Annotated in this window: 19 protein-coding genes and 1 riboswitch; of the genes, 6 read left to right on the forward strand and 13 right to left on the reverse strand. The window is 72.9% G+C overall.

The genetic code is table 11. The annotated features are described in order from the left end of the window. Positions 1 to 96 precede the first annotated feature (96 nt). Positions 97 to 894 carry a VOC family protein gene (locus K7I03_RS07815; RefSeq protein WP_185943304.1) on the forward strand — a complete coding sequence of 266 codons (798 nt, stop codon included), beginning with the start codon at positions 97 to 99 and terminating at the stop codon, positions 892 to 894. On the opposite strand, the gene K7I03_RS07820 is transcribed toward K7I03_RS07815, so the two are convergent. The 4 genes from K7I03_RS07820 to K7I03_RS07835 form a co-directional block, all read right to left on the reverse strand. Then, positions 869 to 1,573 carry a thymidine kinase gene (locus K7I03_RS07820; RefSeq protein ID WP_185943305.1) on the reverse strand — a complete coding sequence of 235 codons (705 nt, stop codon included), beginning with the start codon at positions 1,571 to 1,573 and terminating at the stop codon, positions 869 to 871. The two genes, K7I03_RS07815 and K7I03_RS07820, sit on opposite strands and share 26 nt — an antisense overlap. A 53-nt stretch (positions 1,574 to 1,626) precedes the next feature. Beyond that, positions 1,627 to 2,835 carry an alkaline phosphatase family protein gene (locus K7I03_RS07825; protein ID WP_185943306.1) on the reverse strand — a complete coding sequence of 403 codons (1,209 nt, stop codon included), beginning with the start codon at positions 2,833 to 2,835 and terminating at the stop codon, positions 1,627 to 1,629. Next, the gene (locus tag K7I03_RS07830) at positions 2,835 to 3,422 is read right to left on the reverse strand and encodes a DUF5998 family protein (RefSeq protein WP_004949338.1); all 588 of its coding nucleotides are present in this window, start codon (positions 3,420 to 3,422) and stop codon (positions 2,835 to 2,837) included. Before K7I03_RS07830 ends, K7I03_RS07825 begins: the two co-directional genes overlap by 1 nt. Positions 3,423 to 3,522: 100 nt before the next feature. Continuing rightward, positions 3,523 to 6,309 carry a bifunctional acetate--CoA ligase family protein/GNAT family N-acetyltransferase gene (locus tag K7I03_RS07835; protein ID WP_185943307.1) on the reverse strand — a complete coding sequence of 929 codons (2,787 nt, stop codon included), beginning with the start codon at positions 6,307 to 6,309 and terminating at the stop codon, positions 3,523 to 3,525. A gap of 110 nt (positions 6,310 to 6,419) precedes the next feature. Here K7I03_RS07835 and K7I03_RS07840 point away from each other — a divergent pair, with 110 nt between their 5' ends. Further along, complete coding sequence (locus K7I03_RS07840; RefSeq protein ID WP_152263926.1) at positions 6,420 to 6,701, forward strand: HPr family phosphocarrier protein; 282 nt, start codon at positions 6,420 to 6,422, stop codon at positions 6,699 to 6,701. Between the two features lie 186 nt (positions 6,702 to 6,887). Here the strand turns inward: K7I03_RS07840 and K7I03_RS07845 are convergent, their stop codons facing one another. The 4 genes from K7I03_RS07845 to K7I03_RS07860 form a co-directional block, all read right to left on the reverse strand. Then, entirely contained in the window at positions 6,888 to 7,562 is a 675-nt protein-coding gene (locus K7I03_RS07845; RefSeq protein WP_238513479.1) for a GntR family transcriptional regulator, read from the reverse strand. A gap of 378 nt (positions 7,563 to 7,940) precedes the next feature. Next, entirely contained in the window at positions 7,941 to 8,747 is an 807-nt protein-coding gene (locus K7I03_RS07850) for a M23 family metallopeptidase (protein ID WP_185943309.1), read from the reverse strand. 14 nt (positions 8,748 to 8,761) lie between these two features. Further along, positions 8,762 to 8,917, reverse strand: a riboswitch (cyclic di-AMP (ydaO/yuaA leader). Positions 8,918 to 9,141: 224 nt separating this feature from the next. Further along, on the reverse strand, positions 9,142 to 10,509 hold the full coding sequence (locus tag K7I03_RS07855; RefSeq protein WP_185943376.1) for a M16 family metallopeptidase: 1,368 nt from the start codon (positions 10,507 to 10,509) through the stop codon (positions 9,142 to 9,144). A gap of 44 nt (positions 10,510 to 10,553) precedes the next feature. After that, the gene (locus K7I03_RS07860) at positions 10,554 to 11,939 is read right to left on the reverse strand and encodes a M16 family metallopeptidase (protein WP_185943377.1); all 1,386 of its coding nucleotides are present in this window, start codon (positions 11,937 to 11,939) and stop codon (positions 10,554 to 10,556) included. A gap of 262 nt (positions 11,940 to 12,201) precedes the next feature. Here K7I03_RS07860 and K7I03_RS07865 point away from each other — a divergent pair, with 262 nt between their 5' ends. Beyond that, complete coding sequence (locus K7I03_RS07865; RefSeq protein ID WP_185943310.1) at positions 12,202 to 14,661, forward strand: DNA gyrase/topoisomerase IV subunit A; 2,460 nt, start codon at positions 12,202 to 12,204, stop codon at positions 14,659 to 14,661. 33 nt (positions 14,662 to 14,694) lie between these two features. On the opposite strand, the gene K7I03_RS07870 is transcribed toward K7I03_RS07865, so the two are convergent. Beyond that, positions 14,695 to 15,729, reverse strand: coding sequence for a CobW family GTP-binding protein (locus tag K7I03_RS07870; RefSeq protein WP_185943311.1), 1,035 nt, complete (start codon positions 15,727 to 15,729; stop codon positions 14,695 to 14,697). Positions 15,730 to 15,907: 178 nt separating this feature from the next. On the opposite strand from K7I03_RS07870, the gene K7I03_RS07875 reads away from it, so the two are divergent. Both K7I03_RS07875 and K7I03_RS07880 read left to right on the forward strand, forming a co-directional pair. Then, complete coding sequence (locus tag K7I03_RS07875) at positions 15,908 to 16,813, forward strand: sucrase ferredoxin (protein ID WP_185943312.1); 906 nt, start codon at positions 15,908 to 15,910, stop codon at positions 16,811 to 16,813. 157 nt (positions 16,814 to 16,970) lie between these two features. After that, the gene (locus K7I03_RS07880) at positions 16,971 to 17,648 is read left to right on the forward strand and encodes a response regulator (protein WP_185943313.1); all 678 of its coding nucleotides are present in this window, start codon (positions 16,971 to 16,973) and stop codon (positions 17,646 to 17,648) included. A 30-nt stretch (positions 17,649 to 17,678) separates the two neighbouring features. Here the strand turns inward: K7I03_RS07880 and K7I03_RS07885 are convergent, their stop codons facing one another. From K7I03_RS07885 to K7I03_RS07900, 4 genes are all read right to left on the reverse strand, one after another. Next, positions 17,679 to 18,449 (reverse strand): response regulator transcription factor, encoded by a 771-nt coding sequence (locus K7I03_RS07885; protein ID WP_185943314.1) that lies wholly within the window; start codon positions 18,447 to 18,449, stop codon positions 17,679 to 17,681. A 61-nt stretch (positions 18,450 to 18,510) separates the two neighbouring features. Beyond that, a complete protein-coding gene (locus K7I03_RS07890; RefSeq protein WP_185943378.1) occupies positions 18,511 to 19,674 on the reverse strand; it encodes a sensor histidine kinase in 1,164 nt (387 codons plus the stop codon). A 73-nt stretch (positions 19,675 to 19,747) separates the two neighbouring features. Continuing rightward, positions 19,748 to 20,236 (reverse strand): DUF1453 domain-containing protein, encoded by a 489-nt coding sequence (locus K7I03_RS07895; protein ID WP_185943315.1) that lies wholly within the window; start codon positions 20,234 to 20,236, stop codon positions 19,748 to 19,750. Between the two features lie 165 nt (positions 20,237 to 20,401). Next, positions 20,402 to 22,522 (reverse strand): DNA gyrase/topoisomerase IV subunit B, encoded by a 2,121-nt coding sequence (locus K7I03_RS07900; RefSeq protein WP_185943316.1) that lies wholly within the window; start codon positions 22,520 to 22,522, stop codon positions 20,402 to 20,404. A gap of 446 nt (positions 22,523 to 22,968) precedes the next feature. On the opposite strand from K7I03_RS07900, the gene K7I03_RS07905 reads away from it, so the two are divergent. Beyond that, positions 22,969 to 23,199 carry a DUF7455 domain-containing protein gene (locus K7I03_RS07905; protein ID WP_004949045.1) on the forward strand — a complete coding sequence of 77 codons (231 nt, stop codon included), beginning with the start codon at positions 22,969 to 22,971 and terminating at the stop codon, positions 23,197 to 23,199. Positions 23,200 to 23,205: the final 6 nt, after the last annotated feature.

Raw genomic sequence — 23,205 nt, forward strand, 5'->3', positions numbered from 1 at the left:
CCACCCCGCGCGCCGCAGTCCACGGGAGTTCCGCCCGTGCCGTCAGGCCATGGGAGCGCCGCGCGGCCACCACGATGGTCCGAGGAGAGAGCGACGATGACCGAGGTATGGGGGTCCGCCCCGCAGCGGAGCGAGGGGCAGGTCCGGCACGTCCCGGGCACCCCGTGCTGGACGAGCCTGCTGGTGCACGACCTGGGGGCGACGAAGGAGTTCTACGGCGGCCTCTTCGGCTGGAGCTACGACAGCCCCGGGCCCTGCCGGCTCGGCCCCTGCGTCCGCGCCGTGCTCGACGGCCGCGAGGTCGCGGGGCTCGGCGAACTGCCGCCCGACCGGCGGCTGCCGAGGGAGTGGACCACCTATCTGGCCAGTGCCGACGCCGATGTGACGGCGGAGTGGATCCGCTGCTCGGGCGGCACGGTGGGGGTGGGCCCGCTCGCCACCGGGGACACGGGCCGCCTGGTGCTGGCCTCCGACCCGGCCGGCGCCCCTTTCGGCGTCCGGCAGCCGCACGAGCCCCCCGCGCCGTCGGCACCCGGGGTGCCCGGGACGGCCGTGTGGCACGAACTGCTGACCCATGACGCGGCCGTCGCCGTGAAGTTCTACAAGGCGCTCTTCCCCTACGAGATCAAGCCGGCCGGGTCCGTCGACTCCGACCGGCTCGTCCTGCACCTGGACGGCCGGCCCGTCGCCTCCGTGCGCGGCGTCGGGGCCGCGGTGCGGCACCCGCGGTGGACGACCTGGTTCGAGGTGGCCGACACCGACGCCGCCGTCCGGCGCGCGGAGGAGCTGGGCGGACGGGTGCTGGAGGCCCCGCAGGACGGGCCGGCGGGGCGGACGGCGTCGGTCGCGGACCCGGAGGGGGCCGTCCTCACGCTGGTGCGGTCACCTCGTTAGCCGCGCCACCCGCCTGCTCGGGGGCCACCGGCTCGGGGTCCACGGGCAGCACGTCCGGGGAGAGCGCGGCGGCCCGGGCCGCCGCCGCGGTGAGGCGCCGGCGGTGGTGACGGCGGCACAGCACCTCGTAACCCACCACCGTCTCCGGCTGGTTGACGTCGCCGACGACGACCTGGGCCCCCTCGACGACCATCTGCCCGCCGACCGTCCGGGCGTTGTGGGTGGCGCGGGCGCCGCACCAGCAGAGGGCCTCGACCTGGAGGACCTCGATGCGGTCGGCGAGTTCGACCAGCCGCCGCGAGCCGGGGAAGAGCCGGGTGCGGAAGTCGGTGGTGATGCCGAAGGCGAAGACGTCGAGTTCGAGGTCGTCGACGATCCGGGCGAGCTGGTCCACCTGCTCGGGGGCGAGGAACTGGGCCTCGTCCGCGATGACGTAGTCCACCCGGCCGCCCGCGGAGAGGTGGCCGACCACATGGGCGTAGAAGTCGAACCCCTCGCCCGCCTCGACGGAGTCCGTCACCAGGCCGAGCCGGGACGACAGTTTGCCCTCGCCCGCGCGGTCGTTGCGGCTGTAGATCATCCCTTGCAGACCGCGGGCCGAGCGGTTGTGCTCGATCTGCAGAGCGAGGGTGCTCTTTCCGCAGTCCATCGTTCCGGAGAAGAACACCAGCTCGGGCATGGGAAGGCCAACGCCTTTCGTTTCGTGGGGCGGGGAAAGGGAGGGGGCGGTGCTCAGGTACGGACTTCGAGGAGCGGCACCAGCTGCTCGACGGGCGTCATGGAGCCGTGCAGGCCCACCATCTTCGACTCGTTGGGCTCGGTCTCGGTGGCGACGATCGCCATGTCGTCCCGGGCCGCGGCGACCACGTCGCCGATCCGCGCGTGCACCCGGTCGTCCACGCCCGCTCCGGGCGGGCCGAACCAGCCGGCCTCGATGGCCTCGTCACGTCCCGCGACCCACATCTGCTCCCCCAGCACCTCGCGCCACACGGCGAGGACGTCGGCGGCGGCGCCGGGTACGGCGTAGACGTGCCGGGCGCGGGCCTCGCCGCCGAGCCGCGAGACCCCGGCGCGGAGCTCCCAGTCCTCGTCGAAGTCGATGCGGGCGTCCGGGGTGAACGGGATGTCGATCATGCCGTGGTCGGCGGTGACGTACAGCGCGGACCGCGGGGGCAGTTGCTCCGCGAGCCGCCGGGCCAGCAGGTCCACGTACATCAGCTGGCCGCGCCACTCCTCGGAGTCGACGCCGAAGCGGTGGCCCTTGCCGTCCACCTCGCTGTAGTACGTGTACACGAGCGAGCGGTCGGCGGCGCCGAGCTGGGCGGCCGCGAGGTCCATCCGGTCCTCGCCGGACAGCCGACCGTGGAAGGTGCCGCCGCTGAGCGCGATCCGGGTCAGCGGGGTGTGCTCGAAGTCGGGGGCCGACACCTGGCAGGTGTGCACGCCCGCGTCGTCCGCGAGCCGGAAGACGGTGGGATACGGCTGCCAGTGGTGCGGGTCCGTCCAGGGACGCCAGCGCAGCTGGTTCATCAGCTCGCCGGTGGCCGGGTCGAGGACCGTGTACCCGGGCAGGCCGTGGGCGCCGGGCGGCAGGCCGGTGCCCACCGAGGCCAGTGAGGTGGCGGTGGTGGACGGGAAGCCGGCGGTCAGGGGGGCACCGGTGCCGTTCAGCGAACTGCCGAGCAGCGAGTGGAGGAACGGTGCCTCGGCCGGATGGGCGCGCAGCAGCTCCCAGCCCAGGCCGTCGATCAGGAAGACGCAGACCCGGTCGGCGGGCGCCAGTTCCAGTCCGGAACGGAAGCCCGGCACCCCCATGCCCGCCACCGCGGCGGGCAGCAGGTCGGAGAGAGCACCGGAGCCGTAGCGCGGCAGCGGCGCGGAGCGGGGGTCCAGCGTGGCGGGCTCGTGCCAGGCGGCGCCCGCGGTGCTCGGGTACGACATCAGCGGCCGGTGACCGCGGTCGCCTCGGAGATCGCCTGGGCGAAGGCGAGGGTCTGGCGGACGCTGTCGGGGCCGTCGCCCGCCTCGCTGACGCGCAGGCTGAGGTCGTCGGCGGTCGAGGAGCCCGTGTAGCCGTGGTCCGCGTCGCAGTTGGGGTCGCCGCAGGCGGCCGGCTCCAGGTCGATCCGGGAGACCGCGCCCCAGCCGATGGTGAGGACCACCTCGCGGGGCAGCGCGCCCGGCGTGTACGACTCGGGGTTGGCCACGACGCGGCTCACGACGACCGACGAGATCCGGTCCAGCTTCACGGACTCCGTCGAGGTGGTGGCGTACGGGGACGGCGAGGTGCCGTCGGCCGCCTGCTCGTCGGTGTGGCTGACGATGAACCGCGTACGGGTGAGGACGAGGACCGTCACATGGCGGCGGACCTCGTTGGAGTCGAACGTCGTCTCCTGGTGGACCAGGTACGACACGACCGGCTCCCCGCCCACGGCCGCCTCCACGGCCTCGGCCACGAGGGCCGGGTAGTAGCCGCTGCGCTCGATCGCCGCGCGCAGCCCCTGGGTCGTCGTACCGGTCTTCGCCATACGCCCATCCTACGGGGCGTACGGACCCCTGCCGCCGCCGATGCCCGGGCCGGTGCCCGGGATCCGGCCCCGGCCGCTCCGGCGCGTCGGCGGGCTCCGCTCAGTACGTCGGCAGGCTCCGCGGCCCCAGGTCGGTGCGCGGCGGGGGCGGAGCCAGCCGTATGGAGGCACCCAGGACGTGGATGCCGTGCTGGGCGACGATCACCGGCTCCAGGTCGGCACCGACGACCTCCGGATGGTCGTCCATCAGGCGGGAGACGCGCAGCAGCAGCTCTTCCAGCGCCCCGGTGTCGACGGGGGCCGCGCCGCGCCAGCCGAAGAGGAGCGGCGCGGTGCGCACCGAGCGGATCAGCTCGGCCGCGTCCCGGTCGGTGGCCGGGACCAGGCAGTGCGCGGTGTCGCCGAGCAGCAGCGAGGGCGCTCCGGCGAGGCCGAAGGAGAGCACCGCCCCGGCCGCCGGGTCGATCGTGGCCCGGACGACGGTGTCGACGCCGCGCGGGGCCATCGACTGGACCACCAGGCGGGTCTCCGAGGGCTTGCCGAGCAGCTCGGTCAACTCGCTGTAGGCCCGCAGCAGTTCGGCCTCGCCGCCGAGGTCGAGGCGGACGCCGCCCAGGTCGGCGCGGTGCCGCAGGTGCGGGGCGGTGGGCTTGAGGGCGACCGGGAAACCCAGCCGGTGGGCCGCCGCCACGGCGGTGTCCGGGTCGGGGGCGGGCAGCGCGGGGAGGACGGCGATGCCGTAGCGGGCGAGGAGGCGCTGGGTGTCGGCGGCGGACAGGGTGACGGCACGCGGCCCGCCGGGGTCGCCCTCGGTCACGCCGTGGGCGGCGAGCAGCACCTCGATGTCGGCCGCGGCGCCCGTCTCGTCGATGTCCTCGTACTCCGGGACCCGCCCGGGCCGCTCCTCGGTGCGCCGCCGCCACTCGGCGTACCGGGCGGCCTGGGCCAGGGCCCGGGCGGCCCGTTCGGCGGCGGGGTAGGCGGGCACGCGCACCGAGCCCGGGCCGGCCGGAGCACCGGCCTCCGGCGGGGCGGCCAGGGCCTCGGCGAGGCCCGGGATCTCCAGGTGGACGACGCAGACGGGCTTCGCCGCGGGCGCGGCGGCGACGGCGTCGCGCAGGGCGGCGGCGAGCCCGGCGGCCGACTCGCCGTCGACCCGAGGGATGGCGGTGACGACGACGGCGTCGCAGGCCGGGTCGGCCAGGGCGGCGGCGAGCGCCCGGTGGAAGTCCTCCGGACCGGCGGCGGTGGTGAGGTCCCGCGGGGGCAGCGGGCGGAGGCCGTCGGTGAGGCAGGCGTCGTAGGTGAGCAGCGCCAGGGACTGGGAGTTGCCCAGGATGGCCACGCGCGGGCCCGCGGGCAGCGGCTGGGCGGCGAGCAGCAGCCCGGTGTCGGAGAGTTCGGTGACGGTGTCGACGCGGATCACGCCGGCCTGCCGGAGGAGGTGGGAGACGGTGGCGTCGGGCATGCGCGTGGTGGGCACGGTGTGCCCCGCCGGGGCGACGCCGCCGTGCCGGGCACCCTTGACGACGACGACCGGCTTGTGGCGCGCGGTGCGCCGGGCGAGGCGGGTGAACTTGCGCGGATTGCCGATGGATTCCAGGTACATCAGGGCGACGTCGGTGTCCGGGTCGTCGTGCCAGTACTGGAGGAAGTCGTTCCCGGAGACGTCCGCGCGGTTGCCGGTCGAGACGAACGTGGAGACCGAGGCGAGGCCGGCCAGGCCGGCCGCCCGCCGCTGGAGCCCGGAGAGCAGCGCGATGCCGATGGCGCCGGACTGGCTGAACAGGCCGACCCGTCCCGGCGGGGGCAGCTCGGGGGCGAGGGAGGCGTTGAGCCGGACCCCGGCGGCGGTGTTGACCAGGCCGAACGAGTTGGGGCCGATGATGCGCATGCCGTACGAGCGGGCCTGCCGGACCAGCTCGCGCTGGCGGGCCCGGCCGTCGGGCCCGCCCTCCGCGTACCCGGCGGAGAGCACCACGAGGCCCTGGACGCCGTGCTCCCCGCAGTCCTCGACGACGGACGGCACGCGGTCGGCGGGCACGGCGACGACGGCGAGGTCGACCGGGCCCTCGGCCTCGCGGAGGGAGCGGAGGGCGGGGACGCCCTCGGGGTCGAGCGTGGTGAAACCCTCGGGGAAGGAGGTGTTGACCGCGAGGACCCGGCCGGCGAACCCGCCGGCCAGCAGGTTGTGCAGCACGGCCCGGCCCATCCCGCCGGGCTCGCGGCCGGTGCCGAAGACCGCGACGCTGCCGGGGGCGAGGAGGCGCTGCACCGAGCGGGCCTCGGCACGCTGCTCGCGGGCGCGCTGGACGGCGAGCGAGCGGTCCGTCGGCTCCAGGTCCAGCTCCAGCCGGACGACGCCGTCCTCGAAGCTCCGCTTCTGGGTGTAGCCGGCGTCCGTGAACACCTTGATCATCTTGGTGTTGGCGGGCAGCACCTCGGCCGCGAAGCGCCGGATCCCGCGCTCCCGGGCCACGGCCGCGATGTGCTCCAGCAGGGCGGAGGCGACCCCGCGGCCCTGGTGGGCGTCCTGCACCAGGAAGGCGACCTCGGCCTCGTCGGTCGGCTCGTGGGCCGGGCGGCCGCGGGAGTCGATGCGGTCGTAGCGGACGGTGGCGATGAACTCGCCGCCGATCGTGGCGGCCAGCCCGACCCGGTCGTTGTAGTCGTGGTGGGTGAAGCGGTGCAGGTCGCGGTCGGACAGCCGGGGGTAGGGCGCGAAGAAGCGGTAGTACTTGGACTCGTCCGAGACCTGCTCGTAGAAGCTGACCAGGCGCTGGACGTCGTCGGGGGTGATGGGCCGGACGCGGGTGGTCCCGCCGTCGCGGAGGACGACATCGGCTTCCCAGTGGGCCGGGTACGCGTGCTCGGACGGCGTCTGCATGGGATCAGCGTACGACCGGCCACCGACAACGAGCCCGGGCGCTGCGGAGCACTGTCCGCACCGTGCGACACTGGTCTAGACAACCCATTCGCGACTCGAAGGGCAACACCATGGTTGAGCGCCGTGTAAACGTCGGCTGGGCCGACGGCCTGCACGCCCGTCCGGCGTCGATCTTCGTCCGTGCGGCCGCCGCCGCCGGCGTCCCCGTGACCATTGCCAAGGCCGGCGGCACCCCCGTCAACGCCGCGTCGATGCTGGCCGTGCTGGGCCTGGGCGCCCAGGGCGGCGAGGAGATCGTCCTCGCCTCGGAGGACGCGGGTGCCGAGGCCGCGCTCGACCGTCTGGCCAAGCTGGTCGCCGAGGGGCTCGAGGAGCTTCCGGAGACCGTCTGAGCCCTCGTCCCGGGGAGCCGCCGCATTCGGCCGGGCTCCCGACGGGACGCGAACGGGGCCGTGGCGGCCGGTGGACCGGCCGCCACGGCCCCGTTCGCGCGTTTCACCCGCGCGCATTCCGGCCGGAAAACACCGGGCGTTCCGTGCCGGGGAATTCACCGCCGGCCCCGGAATACCGGACGGCCGTCACATTCCGGCGCCCGCCGTGTGAACGGCGCGTTTCCGAACGCCGGCCGGGAGCGCGGAAGAAGCCGGCACCGGACGCCGGAACCGGAATTCCCCGGGGGCCCGTCCGGCCCGCCCGGCGGCGATGTCCCGGGCGCGCCCCGCGTCCCTCCTGACCACCGCGTCGACCAGCGCGGCGTGCGTCTCCCAGGTCTCCACGGGCCGGGCGGGCGGCTCGGGCACGTACATCCAGGCGATCTTGCGCCGCACCTGGGTGAGCAGCGCGGCCAGACTGGGACTGCCGGACGCCTGGGCGAGCGTCTCGTCGAACCAGTCGCCCAGCGGGCACAGCTCGCCCGGCTGCCCGGCGCGGGCGCGCTCCCGGCCCAGCCGGACCAGTCCGCGCAGCACCTTCAGGTGCGCCTCGGTCCGCCGCTGCGCGGCCCGGGCGGCCCCCAGCGGCTCCAGCAGCGCCCGCACCTCCAACAGGTCGGCCGCCTCCTGCTCGGTCGGCTCGGCGACGCAGGCGCCCGCGTGCCGGCGCGTGGTCACGAAGCCTTCGGAGGCCAGCGTGCGCAGCGCCTCCCGCACCGGGACGCGCGAGACGCCGTACCGGCGGGCGAGCAGTTCCTCGATGAGCCGGCTTCCGGGCGGGAAGGCGCCGGAGACGATGTCGTCGCGAATGGCCGTGCACACCGCCTGCGCGGAAACGCGGCGGCTCTCGGGAACCGCTTCGGCCCCGCCGTTCACAAACGTCCCCGCATTGGACGGACCTCCGGATCGACCCCGGCGCGGCCTCGCGTAAAAGCGACGGTCCGCGGGCGAGGGACGCTTCTTCAGGATTCGCTCGACTCTATGGCAATCCCGTGCGGATTCCGATGGCCGCCGGAAGACCATGGAAATGATTTGGCCAAGGGGAGCGCAGGGGCCGAGTGGAGAGACCGGGGCCGAGTGGAGAGACCGGGGCCAAGCGGAGAGAGCGGAAAAGCCCCCGCCGTCTCCGGACAACCGAAAGCCCCGCCGTGGACGCGTGGTCCGGGCGGGGCTCTGCGGAAGAAAAGGGGACGGCCGCGGTCAGATGGCGACGCCGTGGGCGCGCAGGTACGCGACCGGGTCGATGTCCGAGCCGTAGGTGGGCGCCGTGCGGGCCTCGAAGTGCAGGTGCGGGCCGGTGACGTTGCCGGTGGAGCCGGAGAGGCCGATCTGCTGGCCGGGGGTGACGGTCTGGCCGACGCTCACGCCGATCGACGAGAGGTGGCCGTACTGGGTGTACGTACCGTCGTTGTGCTTGATGACGATGTTGTTGCCGTAGGCGCCGCCGTTGCCGGCCTCGACGACGGTGCCGGCACCCACGGCGTGGACGCTGGTGCCCTCCTCGGCGTGGAAGTCGACGCCGGTGTGGCTGCCGGAGGACCACAGGCCGCTGGAGGCGTGGTACTGGGTGGAGACGAAGGAGCCGGCGATCGGCATCACGAAGGTGTTGAGGCGCTTGCGCTCCTCCTCGCGAGCCGCGCGCTCCTTCTCGGCACGCTCGGCCTCGGCCTTGCGCTTGGCCTCGTCGGCGCGCTTCTTGACCAGGGCGGCCTGCGCCTTGGCGGCGTCCTCGGCCTTCTGGGTGGCGGCGTCCTGCTCGGCGACGCCGCGCTGCATCTGAGCCTGCTCGTCCACGCTGTCGGCCAGGTGGTCGGAGACGACGACGGCCTGGGTGAGGCCGGTGTCCTGCATGCGGGGCGCCTCCTCCGGGGAGGCGGCGAAGGCCGGAGCGGCGACACCGGCGACGACGCCCGCGGCGCTCAGGGTGGCTATGCCGGCGACGTTGGCGCCGACTCGCACGGCACGGCTCGGACGACGGTGCTTCCCGGTGGCACGGGTGAACGCCATGGTTGCGGCTGTTCCTTTCCTTCCTTCTCGCCTACCGGGTTAGCTGACGGGTTCGGAGCAGGAAGGTCTCCTACGGCTCCCTCCGGAGAGGGACCCGATTCACCCCAGGGAACATGTGGTTCCCCGGCTCCCCTGGCTCGCGCCGTACGGGGACTCGGCGATGGCTGCCCGGGGCCGCGGTTGCGGCTCCGATCCGACGGGCTGCCGCCATGAAGCTAATCGCCGTCAGATTCGAACGGCAAACGGAACCCCGTTTTAGTGACGCACGCCACAGAAGGATGGTGCAACCGCTCCTATAAATCGGGCATAACGGAGGCGCGTGGCCCCCGAAGGGCCCACGCGCCTCTCCGCCCCCGCGCCTGCGCCGGGGCGCACGCGGAGGCTTGAGCTTCCGTCAGGCGGAGACGACCGTCACCTCGCCGATGCCGAGCGTCCGGACGGGCTCGGCGATCTCCGCGGCGTCCCCGACCAGCACGGTGACCAGGCGGTCGGCCGGGAAGGCGTTCACGACGGCCGCGGTGGCCTCCACCGTCCCGGTCTGCGCGAGGCGTTCGTACATCCGGGCCTGGAAGTCGTCCGGGAGGTACTGCTCGACCTGGTCGGCCAGCGTGCCCGCGACGGCCGCCGCCGTCTCGTACTTGAGCGGCGCGACCCCCACCAGGTTCTGCACGGCGACGTCGCGCTCGGCGTCCGTCAGCCCCTCGGCGGCGAGGGTGCGCAGCACCGTCCACAGGTCCGCCAGCGCGGGACCGGTGTTGGGCGTGTCCACGGAGCCGCTGATGGCGAGCATCGCGATGCCGGTGCCGTCGGGGGCGGAGCGCAGCACCTGACCGAACGAGCGGACGCCGTAGGTGTAGCCCTTCTCCTCGCGCAGCACGCGGTCCAGACGGGAGGTCAGGGTGCCGCCGAGGCAGTACGTGCCGAGCACCTGGGCGGGCCAGACGCTGTCGTGCCGGTCGGCGCCGACGCGGCCGATGAGCAACTGCGTCTGGACGGCGCCCGGGCGGTCCACGATGACGACGCGGCCGGTGTCGTCGGCGGAGACGGGCGGGACGGGCCGGGGTTCGGCCGGGGAGCCCGTCCAGGCGCCGAGGGTGTCGGCCAGGGCCTGGTCCAGGTCGACGCCGGTCAGGTCGCCCACGATCACCGCGGTGGCGGTGGCCGGGCGGACGTGCGCCTCGTAGAAGGCCCGTACGGAGGCGGCGTCGATGCGCTCGACCGTCTCCTCGGTGCCCTGCCGGGGCCGGGACATCCGCGAGTCGGCCGGGAAGAGCTCGGCCGAGAGCGCCATGGCGGCCCGGCGGGCCGGGTTGGCGAGCTCGTGCGGGATCTCGTCCAGGCGGTTGCGGACGAGGCGCTCGACCTCGTTGTCGGGGAAGGCCGGGGCGCGCAGGGCGTCGGCGAGCAGACCCAGCGCCTTGGTCAGCCGGGAGGCGGGGACCTCCAGGGAGAGCCGGACGCCGGGGTGGTCCGCGTGGGCGTCCAGGGTGGCGCCGCAGCGCTCCAGTTCGGCCGTGAAGTCCTCGGCGCTGAGCTTGTCCGTGCCCTCGGAGAAGGCGCGGGCCATGATCGTGGCCACGCCGTCCAGGCCGGCCGGCTCGGCCTCCAGCGGCGCGGCGAGGCTGACCTCGACGGCGACGACCTGCTGGCCGGGGCGGTGGCAGCGCAGCACGGTCAGGCCGTTGGGCAGCCGGTCGCGGCCGGGAGCCGGGAAGTTCCACGGGGTGGCCGTGCCCGGCAGGGGCTGCGGGTGGAACTGCATGGTGGGTTCGGCGGTGCCGGTGGCGCCCACGACTGCGGCTTCGCTCACTGGGCCGTCTCCTGTTCCTGTACGTCGGCTTCCTGCACCATGGCGCCCTCGGTGGCGCCGGTCTCGTCGGCGCCCGCGGTCTGGGGTCCGGTCGGCTCGTAGACGAGCACCGCGCGGTTGTCGGGGCGCAGCCGCGCCTGGGCGACGGCCCGCACCTCCTCCGGCGTGACCTCCAGGACCCGCTGGACCGCGGTCAGGGCGAGCTGCGGGTCGCCGAAGAGGACGGCGAAGCGGCAGAGTTCGTCGGCGCGTCCGCTGACCGTGGCCAGCCGGTCCAGCCATTCGCGCTCCAGCTGGGCCTGGGCGCGCTCCATCTCCTGGGCGGTGGGCCCCTCCAGGGCGAAGCGGGCCAGCTCCTCGTCGACGGCCGCCTCGATGTCGGCGACCTCGGCGCCGGCGGACGCCTTGACGTCCAGCCAGCCCAGCGAGGGGGCGCCCGCCAGGCGCAGCATGCCGAAGCCCGCCGCGACCGCGGTGCGGTCGTGCCGGACGAGGCGGTTGTGCAGCCGCGAGGACTCGCCGCCGCCGAGGACGGTCAGCGCCAGGTCGGCGGCGTCCGCCTCCCGGGTGCCGTCGTGCGGGAGGCGGTAGGCGGCCATCAGGGCGCGCGAGGGCACCTCCTCGCGGACCACCTGGCGGAGCTGCTCGCCGATGACGTCGGGCAGGGCGCCGTCGCGCGGCGGCTGCTTGCGGTCGTGGGCGGGGATGGACCCGAAGTACTTCTCGATCCAGGCCAGCGTCCGCTCGGGGTCGATGTCGCCGACCACGGCGAGGACGGCGTTGCCGGGCGCGTAGTACGTGCGGAAGAACTCCCGGGCGTCCTCCAGGGAGGTGGCGTCCAGGTCGGCCATCGAGCCGATGGGCGTGTGGTGGTAGGGGTGGCCCTCGGGGTAGACCATCGCCGTCAGCCGCTCGAACGCGGTGCCGTAGGGCACGTTGTCGTACCGCTGGCGGCGCTCGTTCTTGACGACGTCGCGCTGGTTCTCCATGGACTCGTCGTCGAGCGCGGTGAGCAGCGAGCCCATCCGGTCGGCTTCCAGCCACAGCGCCAGCTCCAGCTGGTGGGCGGGCATGGTCTCGAAGTAGTTGGTCCGCTCGAAGCTGGTGGTGCCGTTGAGCGAGCCGCCGGCGCCCTGCACCAGCTCGAAATGGCCGTTGCCCTTCACCTGCGCCGAGCCCTGGAACATCAGGTGCTCGAAGAGGTGGGCGAGGCCGGTGCGGCCCTTGACCTCATGGCGCGAGCCGACGTCGTACCAGAGGCAGACTGCCGCGACCGGGGTCAGGTGGTCCTCCGAGAGCACCACCCGCAAGCCGTTGGCCAGGCGGTGCTCGGTCGCTGTCAGGCCGCCGGTGCCGGCCTGTTGCGCGGCCGTGTGACCCATGGGCATGTACGTCCCTTCGATCGCTCGATATCTCGCTGCATCCCGCGCCGCCGTTACCCGCCCGCGGCGCCCGCGACGACTCGCGTGATGAACACTGCTGTCACTGTATGCAAGCGCACCGACATCCGGCGAAGTTCCCAGGGCCTCCCCCACGACAACGCGGTGCTCGCGGACGGGTCGCGGTCGGCGTTGTCAGTGGGGAGGTCCACAATGGTCGGCGTCAGTCCGCCCCCGGCAATCGACCGAAGGAGCCGCAGCCGCGATGGCCCGCCGCAGCACGAAGACCCCGCCGCCGGAAGAGTTCGAGGAGCGCATCCTCGACATCGACGTCGTCGACGAGATGCAGGGCTCCTTCCTCGAGTACGCCTACTCCGTCATCTACTCCCGCGCCCTGCCCGACGCCCGCGACGGCCTGAAGCCGGTGCAGCGCCGCATCCTCTTCCAGATGAACGAGATGGGCCTGCGGCCCGAGCGCGGCTACGTGAAGTGCGCGCGCGTGGTCGGCGAGGTGATGGGCAAGCTGCACCCGCACGGTGACGCCTCCATCTACGACGCGCTGGTGCGCATGGCGCAGCCGTTCTCCATGCGCGTGCCGCTGGTCGACGGGCACGGCAACTTCGGCTCGCTCGGCAACGACGACCCGCCGGCCGCCATGCGGTATACCGAGGCCCGGATGGCGTCCGCGACCTCGCTGATGACGGAGTCGATCGACGAGGACACCGTCGACTTCGCGGCCAACTACGACGGCAGCGAGCAGGAGCCGGTCGCCCTGCCGGCCGCGTATCCGAACCTGCTGGTCAACGGCACCACGGGCATCGCGGTCGGCATGGCGACGAACATGCCGCCGCACAACCTGGGCGAGGTGATCGCCGCCGCCCGGCACCTGATCAAGCACCCGAACGCCGACCTCGACACCCTGATGAGGTACGTCCCCGGCCCCGACCTGCCCACGGGCGGCCGGATCGTCGGGCTGAGCGGCATCCGGGACGCGTACGAGACGGGCCGCGGCACCTTCAAGATCCGCGCCACCGTCTCCGTCGAGAACGTGACGGCCCGCCGCAAGGGCCTGGTGGTGACCGAGCTGCCGTTCGCGGTCGGCCCGGAGAAGGTCATCTCCAAGATCAAGGACCTGGTCGGCGCGAAGAAGCTCCAGGGCATCGCCGATGTGAAGGACCTCACGGACCGGGCCCACGGCCTGCGGCTGGTCATCGAGATCAAGAACGGCTTCAACCCCGAGGCCGTGCTGGAGCAGCTCTACAAGCTGACTCCGATGGAGGAGTCCTTCGGCATCAACAACGTCGCGCTGGTGGACGGCCAGCCGCTGACGCTGGGTCTGAAGGAGCTGCTGGAGGTCTACGTCGACCACCGCTTCGAGGTGGTCCGGCGGCGCAGCGAGTTCCGGCGCGGCAAGCGGCGCGACCGGCTTCACCTGGTCGAGGGTCTGCTGGTGGCGCTCGTTGACATCGACGAGGTCATCAGAATCATCCGATCGAGCGATAACGCCGCGGCGGCGAAGGCGTCACTCGTCGAGCGCTTCTCCCTCTCCGAGGTGCAGACGCAGTACATCCTCGACACCCCGCTGCGCCGGCTGACCAAGTTCGACCGGATCGAGCTGGAGGACGAGCGGACCAAGCTGACCTCGGAGATCGAGGAGCTGACGAAGATCCTCGATTCCGACGCCGAGCTGCGCAAGCTCGTCTCCTCCGAACTGGCCGACGTCGCCAAGAAGTTCGGCACCGACCGGCGCACGGTCCTGCTGGAGTCGGCGGGCGCCACGGCGTCGGCCGTCCCGCTCCAGGTCGCCGACGACCCGTGCCGGGTGCTGCTCTCCTCGACCGGCCTGCTGGCCCGCACCGCCACCGGCGAGCCGTTCGCGCCCGGCGCGGGCGAGACCAAGCGCGTGAAGCACGACGTGATCGTCTCGGCGGTGCCCGCCACCGCGCTGGGCGAGGTCGGCGTGGTGACCTCGGACGGGCGGCTGCTGCGGGTACGGGTGATCGACCTGCCGCAGTTGCCGGAGACGGCCGCGGCGCCCAACCTGGCCGGCGGCGCGCCCCTGTCGGAGTTCCTGTCGCTGGCGGACGACGAGCGGGTGGTCTGCCTGACCACGCTGGACGAGTCCTCGCCAGGGCTCGCCATCGGCACCGAGCAGGGCGTCGTCAAGCGCGTGGTCCCCGACTACCCGGCCAACAAGGACGAGCTGGAGGTCATCTCCCTCAAGGACGGCGACCGCGTCGTGGGCGCCGCCGAGTTGCGGACCGGGGACGAGGACCTGGTGTTCATCACCGACGACGCGCAGTTGCTGCGCTACCAGGCCGGGCAGGTGCGTCCGCAGGGCCGGCCCGCGGGCGGCATGGCGGGCGTCAAGCTGTCCTCCGGGGCGAAGGTGATCTCCTTCACCGCCGTCGACCCGGCGGAGGACGCGGTGGTCTTCACGGTGGCCGGGGCCGCGGGCGGCCTGCCCGGCGCGGCCTCCGAGGGAACGGCGAAGCTGACCCCGTTCGACCAGTACCCGCGCAAGGGCCGCGCCACCGGCGGTGTGCGCTGCCAGCGGTTCCTCAAGGGCGAGGACTGCCTGGTCCTGGCCTGGGCGGGGGCCGCTCCGGCCCGCGCCGCCGCGGCCAACGGCACGCCGGTGGCCCTGCCGGAGCCCGACCCGCGCCGCGACGGCTCGGGGACGCCGCTGGCCAAGCCGGTGGCGGTGGTGGCCGGACCGGTGTGATCCGACGGACGCCCGGGGCCGATCCGCCCGTGATCAGCCCTGGGTGTACCGCAGGACGCCCCACATGCTGTGGTCGTCGGCGTCCCGCGGTGCCTCGTCGCGACAGGCGTCCAGGCCGGCCCGGAGGGCATCCCCGTCGACACCACTGCCGATCATGACCAGCTGGGTGAGGCGCCGCTCCGACCGCGCCCAGGGCGACCGGTACATCCGCAGGAAGTCCCCGACCGCGTGCAGGGCGAACTTCTGCCGGTGCCCGGGCACCCCGAAGTACACGAACCCCTTGATCCGGTAGAGCCCTTCCGGCCTGCGGTCCAGGAACTCCATGAAGCGGCGGGGGTGCAGGGGGTCGTCGGAGACGAACTCGACGCTCTCGTACGCCGCGTGCAGGTGCCCGTCGTGCGCGTGGTCGTGCTCCTCGTGGGCCAGGTCCTCGAAGGAGAGCTGCCGGATGGCCTCCAGGCGGTCCTCGCGCGGCTTGCGGTCGAAGAGCAACTCGGGGTCGACCCGGCCGTGCGAGGAGGCGACGACGGGGGTGCCGGGCGCCAGCCCGGCGAGGACCGCTTCGAGCTCCTGCCGCTCGGCGTCGGTCACCCGGTCCGTCTTGTTGAGCACCACCAGGTCCGCGATGCCCAGGTGCCGGTCGAGCTCGGGGTGCCGCTCACGGGTCCGGCCGAACTCGGCGGCGTCCACCACCTCGGCCAGACCGCCGTACACGATGCTCTCGTTGTCGCTGGCCAGGATCATCCGGACCAGCTCCTCCGGCTCGGCCAGCCCGCTGGCCTCGATCACGATGACGTCGATCCGGGCCGCCGGGCGGGCCAGCCGCTCCAGGAAGCCGTCCAGCTCGCTGGTGTCGACCGCGCAGCACAGGCAGCCGTTGCCGAGCGACACCATGGAGTCCACCTGGCCGGCCACGCTCAGGGCGTCGATCTCGATGCTGCCGAAGTCGTTGACCACCACACCGATCCGGCTGCCCCCGCTGTGTGCCAGCAGATGGTTGAGCAGCGTGGTCTTGCCCGAGCCGAGGAAGCCCGCGAGCACGATGACGGGGATCTGTCGTCTGGCCACCCGAGCGCCTTTCCGTCGTCTTTCCGTCGTCTTTCCGTCGTCTCTCCGCCGCCGACTCCGTCGCCGGCCGGGGCACACGGCGGGCCCCTGCGCCCCGCCCGCCCCAGGATATGGTCGTACCGGAAGCCGGGGCCGACCGGGCGCGCAGCGCCCTCCGCCCCAGGTTAGGCTCGCCTATGTGAGCACGTGCGCCACCGCCTCCCGACTGCTGACCGAGCCCCTGGCCGGTACCGCCGTCACCGCCCCCACCTGGCTGCTGATCGAACAGCCCGGCCCCTGGGGCGCCAAGGCCCTCACCTCCAGTCGCCTCGACCCCGCCGTCGGCCGGGCCCTGGAAGAGGCGGCCGCTGGTACGGGCGTGCGGGTCGCCCTGATCCGCCGCCCCGGGCGGCACGCCGACTGCCGCCCGCCGGCCGGCCGCCGGATCTTCGTCGCGCACACGGCCCCCGGCCGCTCCTGGATCCGCACCACCGAACTCGACGACCCGGCGCTCCTCCTGGACCTGGACCTCCCCGCCCTCGGCGCCGGGCACCACGACGGACTGTGGGAGCCGTACACCGGCGATCCGCTCGCCCTGGTGTGCACCAACGGCAAGCGCGACCGCTGCTGCGCCCTGCTGGGCCGCCCGCTGGCGGCGGAACTGACGGCCGCCGGGGGCACCGGGGTCTGGGAGGTCACCCACATCGGCGGCCACCGCTTCGCGCCGACCCTCTTCGTGCTGCCCTTCGGCTACGCGTACGGCCGGGCCACCGCGCACGGCGTCAAGGAAGTGCTGGAAGCCGCGCGCGAGGGCCGTGTGGTGACCGCGAACTGCCGCGGCCGGTCCGCCTGGGACCGCCCCGCCCAGGCCGCCGAACTGGCCGTACGCGCCCTGACCGGCGAGACGGACGCGAAGGCCCTGGACGTGGCCGCCACCACCGGCTCCGCCCCTCGCCACGAGGTGACCGTGGCCCACACCGACGGCCGTTCCTGGCGGGTCGTCGTCGAACAGGGCGCCGCCGAGCCACCGCGCCCCGAGAGCTGCGGCCGGGCCCTCGGCTCACCGGCCCGCATGGACGTCGTCGCCGTCGTCCCGCTCGCCTGAGGCGCCTAGGGAGCCGGGCCTGTCGCGCATTGTGCCGCTTGCGCACACGAACCCTGTTCTGCTCGTTCTGCGCACGCTAGAACAGGTGGCGGCACGACGGGGCCGCGAGACGGCGGAGCCGAGGGCCGTCCGGCCACACCGCTCGAAGGGGTGCACCATGTTCGAAGTCCTCGTCGTGGACGACGACTTCCGTGTGGCGGAGGTCAACGCGGCGTATGTGGCACGGGTTCCGGGCTTCCGCGTACGGGCCACCGCCCACAACGCGGCCCAGGCCATGGCCGTTCTGGAACGCGAGCACGTCGACCTGATGCTGCTCGACCACTCCCTGCCGGACGAGACCGGCCTGTCGCTCATGGGCCGCGTCCGGCAGTCGGGGCATCCGACGGACGTCATCATGGTGACCGCGGCCCGGGACATCGCCACCGTCCGCACGGCCATCCGCTACGGAGCCCTGCAGTATCTCGTCAAACCGTTCTCCTTCCCCGGTCTGCGGGCGAAGCTGGAGGCGTACGCCCGGCTGCGCCTGGCCCTCGACGGCACGGAGGAGGCCGAGCAGGAACAGGTGGACCGGATCTTCTCCACCCTGCGGACGACCGCCGTCTCACCGCCGTTGCCCAAGGGCCACTCCGCCCCGACGGCGGAACTGATCCGCCGGGTGCTCCGCGACGCCGCACATCCCCTGTCCGCCCACGAGGTCGCGACCCGCGCCGGACTGAGCCGCTCCACCGCCCAGCGCTACCTCAAGCGCCTGGAGACGTCCGGCCGGCTGAGCCTGACCCTGCGCTACGGCTCCACGGGCCGCCCCGAACACCGCTACACCTGGTCCGGCCGCTGACGGACGACGAGCATTTGGCAGGCCCGCTGTTCAGCCCCGGAGACCCGGCCCCGAAGCCCCCGCGATGCCATGGTGGAACGCGTACCGGACGGCCTGCGCCCGATCCCGTACTCCGGTCTTGGCGAAGAGGTTGTTGATGTGCGTCTTCACCGTGGCCGTGCTGACGTGCAGCCGCCGGGCGATCTCCGTGTTCGACAGCCCCTCGGCGACCAGCGCCAGGACCTCCGCCTCCCGTGCGGTCAGCCCGTCGGGCAGCGCCTCCGGCCCTCCCCCGGAACCCGCCGCCCGGCGATCGGCGGACGGACCGGACGACGCCAACGCGCCGTACGGCCTGGGCGCCTGCACGGGCGCCGCCGTCGCCAGCCGCTCCAGCAGCCTCCGCTGCACCTGCGGGGAGAGCCCCGCCTCCCCCGACCTCACGTCCTCGATCGCCCGGAGGATCTCCTTCCCTCCGGCGTCCTTGGTGAGATACCCCCGCGCCCCGGCCTGGAGCGCGGGGAAGAGCGAGTCGTCGTCACCGAAGGTGGTGAGCACCACGACCTGGGTGTCCGGATGGTTCTCGCGGATACGCCGGGTGGCCTCGACGCCGTCGCAGCGCGGCATGCGCAGATCCATCAGCACCACGTCCGGGGCGTGCTCGGCGACGAGCCGCACGGCCTCCAGCCCGTCGCCCGCCGATCCGATGACCTCGATGCCGGGCAACAGCCCCAACAGCATCACGATCCCCTCACGGACCACGGTCTGGTCGTCCACCACCAGGACCCGCGCCGGCGACCGTTCCGCCTCACCTGCTCCGCTCACACCACTCCCGCCTCCCGGAACCACTCCCGCTCCCCCCACCTGACATTCCCCACGTTTCTCATCACGCCGGCACTCTCAGGCGCACCATGAAGCCCTCGCGCCCCTCAGCCACCGGACCGGCCTCCAGACTGCCCCCCAGCAGCTCGGCCCGCTCCCGCATGCCGAGCAGTCCGTACCCGGCGCCGGAGCCGGCCAGCTCGGTGTTCTTCCCCCGCGCCCCACCGTCATGAACCGCCAGCTCCACTTCTCCCTCCAAATAGGAGAACTCCATGTCCACCCGCGCCCCCGGAGCATGCTTGCGCACATTGGTAAGCGCCTCCTGCGCGACCCGGCGCACCGCCAGCCCGGCCTCCGCCGGGAGCCGGCGCGGCTCACCGGTCACCCGCAGACCGGCCCCCTGCGCGGCCGCGAGGTCCCGCAGGAACTCCTCCGGACGTGTCATCTCCCCCCGCAGCGCGGACAGCGCTTGCCGGGTCTCGGCCAGCCCCTCCCGGGCCATCCCCCGCGCGGACACGATCCGTTCGAGGACCCGGTCCTGTTCCGCGCCGCTCTCGACCAGCAGCCGCGCGGCCTCCAGGTGCACCAGCTGGGCCGACAGGCTGTGCGCGAGGACGTCATGGATCTCGCGTGCGATCCGCGCCCGCTCGTTCAGGGCCGCCGTCTCCGCCTCCGCCCGGCGCGCGGCCCGCTCCTGGGCCAGCATCCGGAACCCGGCCCCCCGCGCCTCCTCGTCCAGCCGCAGCGAGTACCCGATGAGCAGCACCATGGCCACCGTCCCGGCCGTTCCCGCCCATGAGCCCCGCGTCGTCAGCACGTAGGCCGCGAGAGGGACCGCCGCCAGCCCCAGACCGGGCCCGAGCGGCAGCCGCTCCACCGCGACGACCGCGGCGATGCACCACAGCCCGGCGGCGGCGACGTGCGCTCCCGCCCCCTCGGCGAGGGCTCCCACCGCGACCGGAACCGCCAGCAGTCCGACCGAGGCCCACAGCCGCCGGTCGAGCGTCGTGGTGTAGCACCGCCAGATCGCGGCGCCGCACACCACGAACCCCGCGGCCACCACCGCGTACTCCCACCCGCGGAGCACGTCCTCCCGCACCACGCCGGCGAAGAACACCCCGACCAGCACGGCGCGCACGATCCACGTCAGCACCTGGCGACGGCGCGGTACCCCGGCCTGGGAGAGCGCCTCCCGGGCGGGCCACGCGGTCCAGCTCTCCCTGGGCACGTCCGGCTCCTCCACCCGTGCTCCGGTCTCACGCACGGCGGTCTCACGCGCTGCGGTCTCGGCCACCGCGGTCTCAGCCACCGGCAACGACACCGTACGCCGGAAGCGACCGCTGGGCCCGCAGCACCACAATCCCGGTCCTGGCCAGCAGCATCGCCGCGAGCGTGACCAGAGTGGCCGCCGCCCCCTGGTGGACGCCGATCAGCGCCCCGATCCCGGACAGCCCCAGCCGCAGCACCAGCCCGCCGGCCCAGATCGCCACCGCGGCTCTCGTGCCCCGCGCCCAGACCGCTCCCGACTCGTCGGTCCATATTCGTGTGGTCCAGGCCCAGGCCGCACCGGTGGCGAGCCCGACCGCCACCCCCGCCACCAGCAGCCCCACGGACGCCACCCGATGGCCGGCGTCCACCATCCCCGGCTCCCTGGCCGCGACGACGACCAGCACCGCGGGCACGATCCACCACCGCCGCTCGCCCGAGACCACCTTCTGCGGCTTGAACTGCCGGACGACGACGAGCGCGACGACGGCGACGATCACCCCTACGTCGATCACAGCGGACATGGAAGGCCCCTCCGTTGAGCGTGGACACGGCGGCCGACCGCGGGTGAACACGCTGCCGGCCGGCACATCCGACGCTACGGAGCCGCCGCCCGGCACGGATCGGAGCAGGGGTGGATCACGGGTGGAGTCCGGGTGGAGATCCTCTCTCCACCCGGGGGTGGAGACTCAGGCGTCGATGCGCGAGCGGTCGAGCGTCGCCGCCGAGTTGGTGATGAACTCCTTGCGCGGCGCCACCTCGTTGCCCATCAGCAGGTCGAAGGTGCGCTCGGCGGCCTCCAGGTCGCTGATGTTGATCCGGCGCAGGGTGCGGTGGCGCGGGTCCATCGTGGTCTCCGCGAGCTGGTCGGCGTCCATCTCGCCCAGACCCTTGTAGCGCTGGACGGAGTCCTTGTACGGGATGCCCTTGCGCTCGAGTTCCAGCAGCGTCTGCCGCAGCTCGTTGTCGGAGTAGGTGTAGATGTACTTGTCCTGCCCCTTCTTGGGGCGGGTCAGCTCCACCCGGTGCAGCGGCGGCACCGCGGAGAACACCCGTCCCTCCTCCACCATCGGCCGCATGTAGCGCTGGAAGAGGGTGAGCAGCAGGATGCGGATATGCGCTCCGTCGACATCGGCGTCGGCGAGGAAGATGACCTTGCCGTAGCGCGCGGCGTCGATGTCGAAGGTCCGGCCGGACCCCGCTCCTATCACCTGGATGATCGCCCCGCACTCGGCGTTCTTGAGCATGTCCGAGACCGAGGCCTTCTGCACGTTCAGGATCTTTCCGCGGATCGGCAGCAGCGCCTGGAACTCCGAGTTCCGCGCCAGCTTGGCGGTGCCCAGGGCCGAGTCGCCCTCGACGATGAACAGCTCGCTGCGCTCCACGTCGTCGCTGCGGCAGTCGGCCAGCTTGGCCGGCAGCGACGAGGACTCCAGCGCCGTCTTGCGGCGCTGCGCCTCCTTGTGCTGCCGAGCGGCGATCCGCGTCCTGGCCGCCGCGACGATCTTCTCCAGCACGGCCCGCGCCTGCTGCTTCGCGTCGCGCTTGGTCGACGTCAGGAACGCCTTGAGCTCCTTGGCCACGACGTTCGCGACGATCCGGGAGGCGGCCGAGGTGCCCAGCACCTCCTTCGTCTGCCCCTCGAACTGCGGCTCCGCCAGCCGCACGGTCACCACCGCCGTGAGGCCCTCCAGGGCGTCGTCCTTGACCACGTCGTCCTCGGCGACACGCAGCAGCTTGCTCGCGCGCAGCGCGTCGTTGACGGTCTTGGTGACGGACCGCTCGAAGCCCGCGACGTGCGTGCCGCCCTTCGGGGTGGCGATGATGTTGACGAAGGACTTGATCGTGGTGTCGTAACCGGTCCCCCAGCGCAGCGCGATGTCCACCCCGAGCTCCCGGGTGACCTCGGTGGGCATCATGTGCCCGCGCTCGTCGAGGACGGGCACGGTCTCCTTGAAGGTGCCCTGCCCGCTCAGCCGCAACACGTCGCAGACGCCCTTGTCCTGCGCGAGGAACTCGCAGAACTCGCTGATCCCGCCGTCGTAGCGGAACGTCTCCTCGGTGACGTCCGCGCCGTCCAGGCCGCGCTCGTCCCGCACCACGATGGTCAGTCCGGGCACCAGGAAGGCCGTCTGCCGGGCGCGCCCGTAGAGCGTCTCCAGGGAGAGCTTGGCGTCCTTGAGGAAGATCTGCCGGTCCGCCCAGTAGCGGACCCGGGTGCCCGTCCGGTTCTTGGGCACCTTCTTGCCCTTGAGCAACCCGCTGGCCGGGTCGAAGGGCGCGTCGGGACCGGACTCGGTGAAGATGCCCGGCACACCGCGCCGGAAGCTGATCGTGTGGGTCCTGCTGTGGAGGTCCACCTCGACGTCCAGTCGCGCGGAGAGCGCGTTGACGACGGAGGCGCCGACACCGTGGAGACCGCCGGAGGCCGCGTAGGCGCCGCCGCCGAACTTGCCGCCCGCGTGCAGCTTGGTCATGACGACTTCGACGCCCGACAGCCCCGTCTTGGGCTCGATGTCCACCGGAATGCCCCGGCCGTTGTCGCGGACCTCCACGGAGCCGTCATCGTGCAGGATCACGTCGATGCGGTCGCAGTAGCCGCCCAGGGCCTCGTCGACGGAGTTGTCGATGATCTCCCAGAGGCAGTGCATCAGGCCGCGGCTGTCCGTCGACCCGATGTACATGCCGGGACGCTTCCGGACGGCTTCCAGTCCTTCGAGGACGAGCAGGTGCCGCGCGGTGTAGTTGGATCCGTCCCGGTCTGCCCCGGTCAGCAATGCGGTGGACGGCACGGACGTATCGGCGGTCACGCGGTTCGCTCCTCGCTGAATTTCTCTGTCACCCGTCTGCGGGCGCATGGCTGGCTCGTTCGCCGTTCAGAGGGTACCGAGGCCCGGTAGAGCCTTTGTGCCGCCACCCGCGGCGCCGACCATGCTAGTCGAATTTCGAATGCCTGTTCGATGACTCGATGGGGTGACGTGCACATCACGTTCCCTTGGAGGCATGAACCATTTAGGCTCCGGGCACGTCCTCAAGAACAACCCGGCAAGCCGGCCGGGTGGACGGACCCCCCGATGATGTGAACCTCAGCGATGTGAAACCGTAGACCCACGCAATACGGCTCATTCGCCGCCAAACGTCAAGATCCGGCTCACTCGGAAGGAAGTTTCGAGGAAAAGCCACGAGCGGGAACGTTTTCGGCCTGGTTGGATGTTGACCCTGGTACGACAGCTCGTCGAGCTAGAGAAGAGGCGACGTGACTACTGTTCTGACCCCCGCGAGCCCGCTGACGGCCGCTGACCGCTGCGACCGGTGCGGCGCTCAGGCATACCTGCGCGTCGTTCTCCTGAGCGGCGGTGAGCTGCTGTTCTGCGCCCACCACGGGCGCAAGTTCGAGCCGGAGCTCAAGAAGATCGCCGCGGAGATACAGGACGAGACCGAGCGACTGACGGCCGTCCCGGCCTCCGCGTCCGACGAGGACCGCTGAGGTCCT

Origin of the sequence: Streptomyces mobaraensis (assembly GCF_020099395.1) — a bacterium.
Classification (GTDB): Bacteria; Actinomycetota; Actinomycetes; order Streptomycetales; family Streptomycetaceae; genus Streptomyces.

Coding starts and splice junctions, on each gene's coding strand:
- K7I03_RS07815 (WP_185943304.1), top strand. CDS start 97: ATGACCGAGGTATGGGGGTCCGCCCCGCAGCGGAGCGAGGGGCAGGTC.
- K7I03_RS07820 (WP_185943305.1), bottom strand. CDS start 1,573: ATGCCCGAGCTGGTGTTCTTCTCCGGAACGATGGACTGCGGAAAGAGC.
- K7I03_RS07825 (WP_185943306.1), bottom strand. CDS start 2,835: ATGTCGTACCCGAGCACCGCGGGCGCCGCCTGGCACGAGCCCGCCACG.
- K7I03_RS07830 (WP_004949338.1), bottom strand. CDS start 3,422: ATGGCGAAGACCGGTACGACGACCCAGGGGCTGCGCGCGGCGATCGAG.
- K7I03_RS07835 (WP_185943307.1), bottom strand. CDS start 6,309: ATGCAGACGCCGTCCGAGCACGCGTACCCGGCCCACTGGGAAGCCGAT.
- K7I03_RS07840 (WP_152263926.1), top strand. CDS start 6,420: ATGGTTGAGCGCCGTGTAAACGTCGGCTGGGCCGACGGCCTGCACGCC.
- K7I03_RS07850 (WP_185943309.1), bottom strand. CDS start 8,747: ATGGCGTTCACCCGTGCCACCGGGAAGCACCGTCGTCCGAGCCGTGCC.
- K7I03_RS07855 (WP_185943376.1), bottom strand. CDS start 10,509: ATGCAGTTCCACCCGCAGCCCCTGCCGGGCACGGCCACCCCGTGGAAC.
- K7I03_RS07860 (WP_185943377.1), bottom strand. CDS start 11,939: ATGGGTCACACGGCCGCGCAACAGGCCGGCACCGGCGGCCTGACAGCG.
- K7I03_RS07865 (WP_185943310.1), top strand. CDS start 12,202: ATGGCCCGCCGCAGCACGAAGACCCCGCCGCCGGAAGAGTTCGAGGAG.
- K7I03_RS07880 (WP_185943313.1), top strand. CDS start 16,971: ATGTTCGAAGTCCTCGTCGTGGACGACGACTTCCGTGTGGCGGAGGTC.
- K7I03_RS07895 (WP_185943315.1), bottom strand. CDS start 20,236: ATGTCCGCTGTGATCGACGTAGGGGTGATCGTCGCCGTCGTCGCGCTC.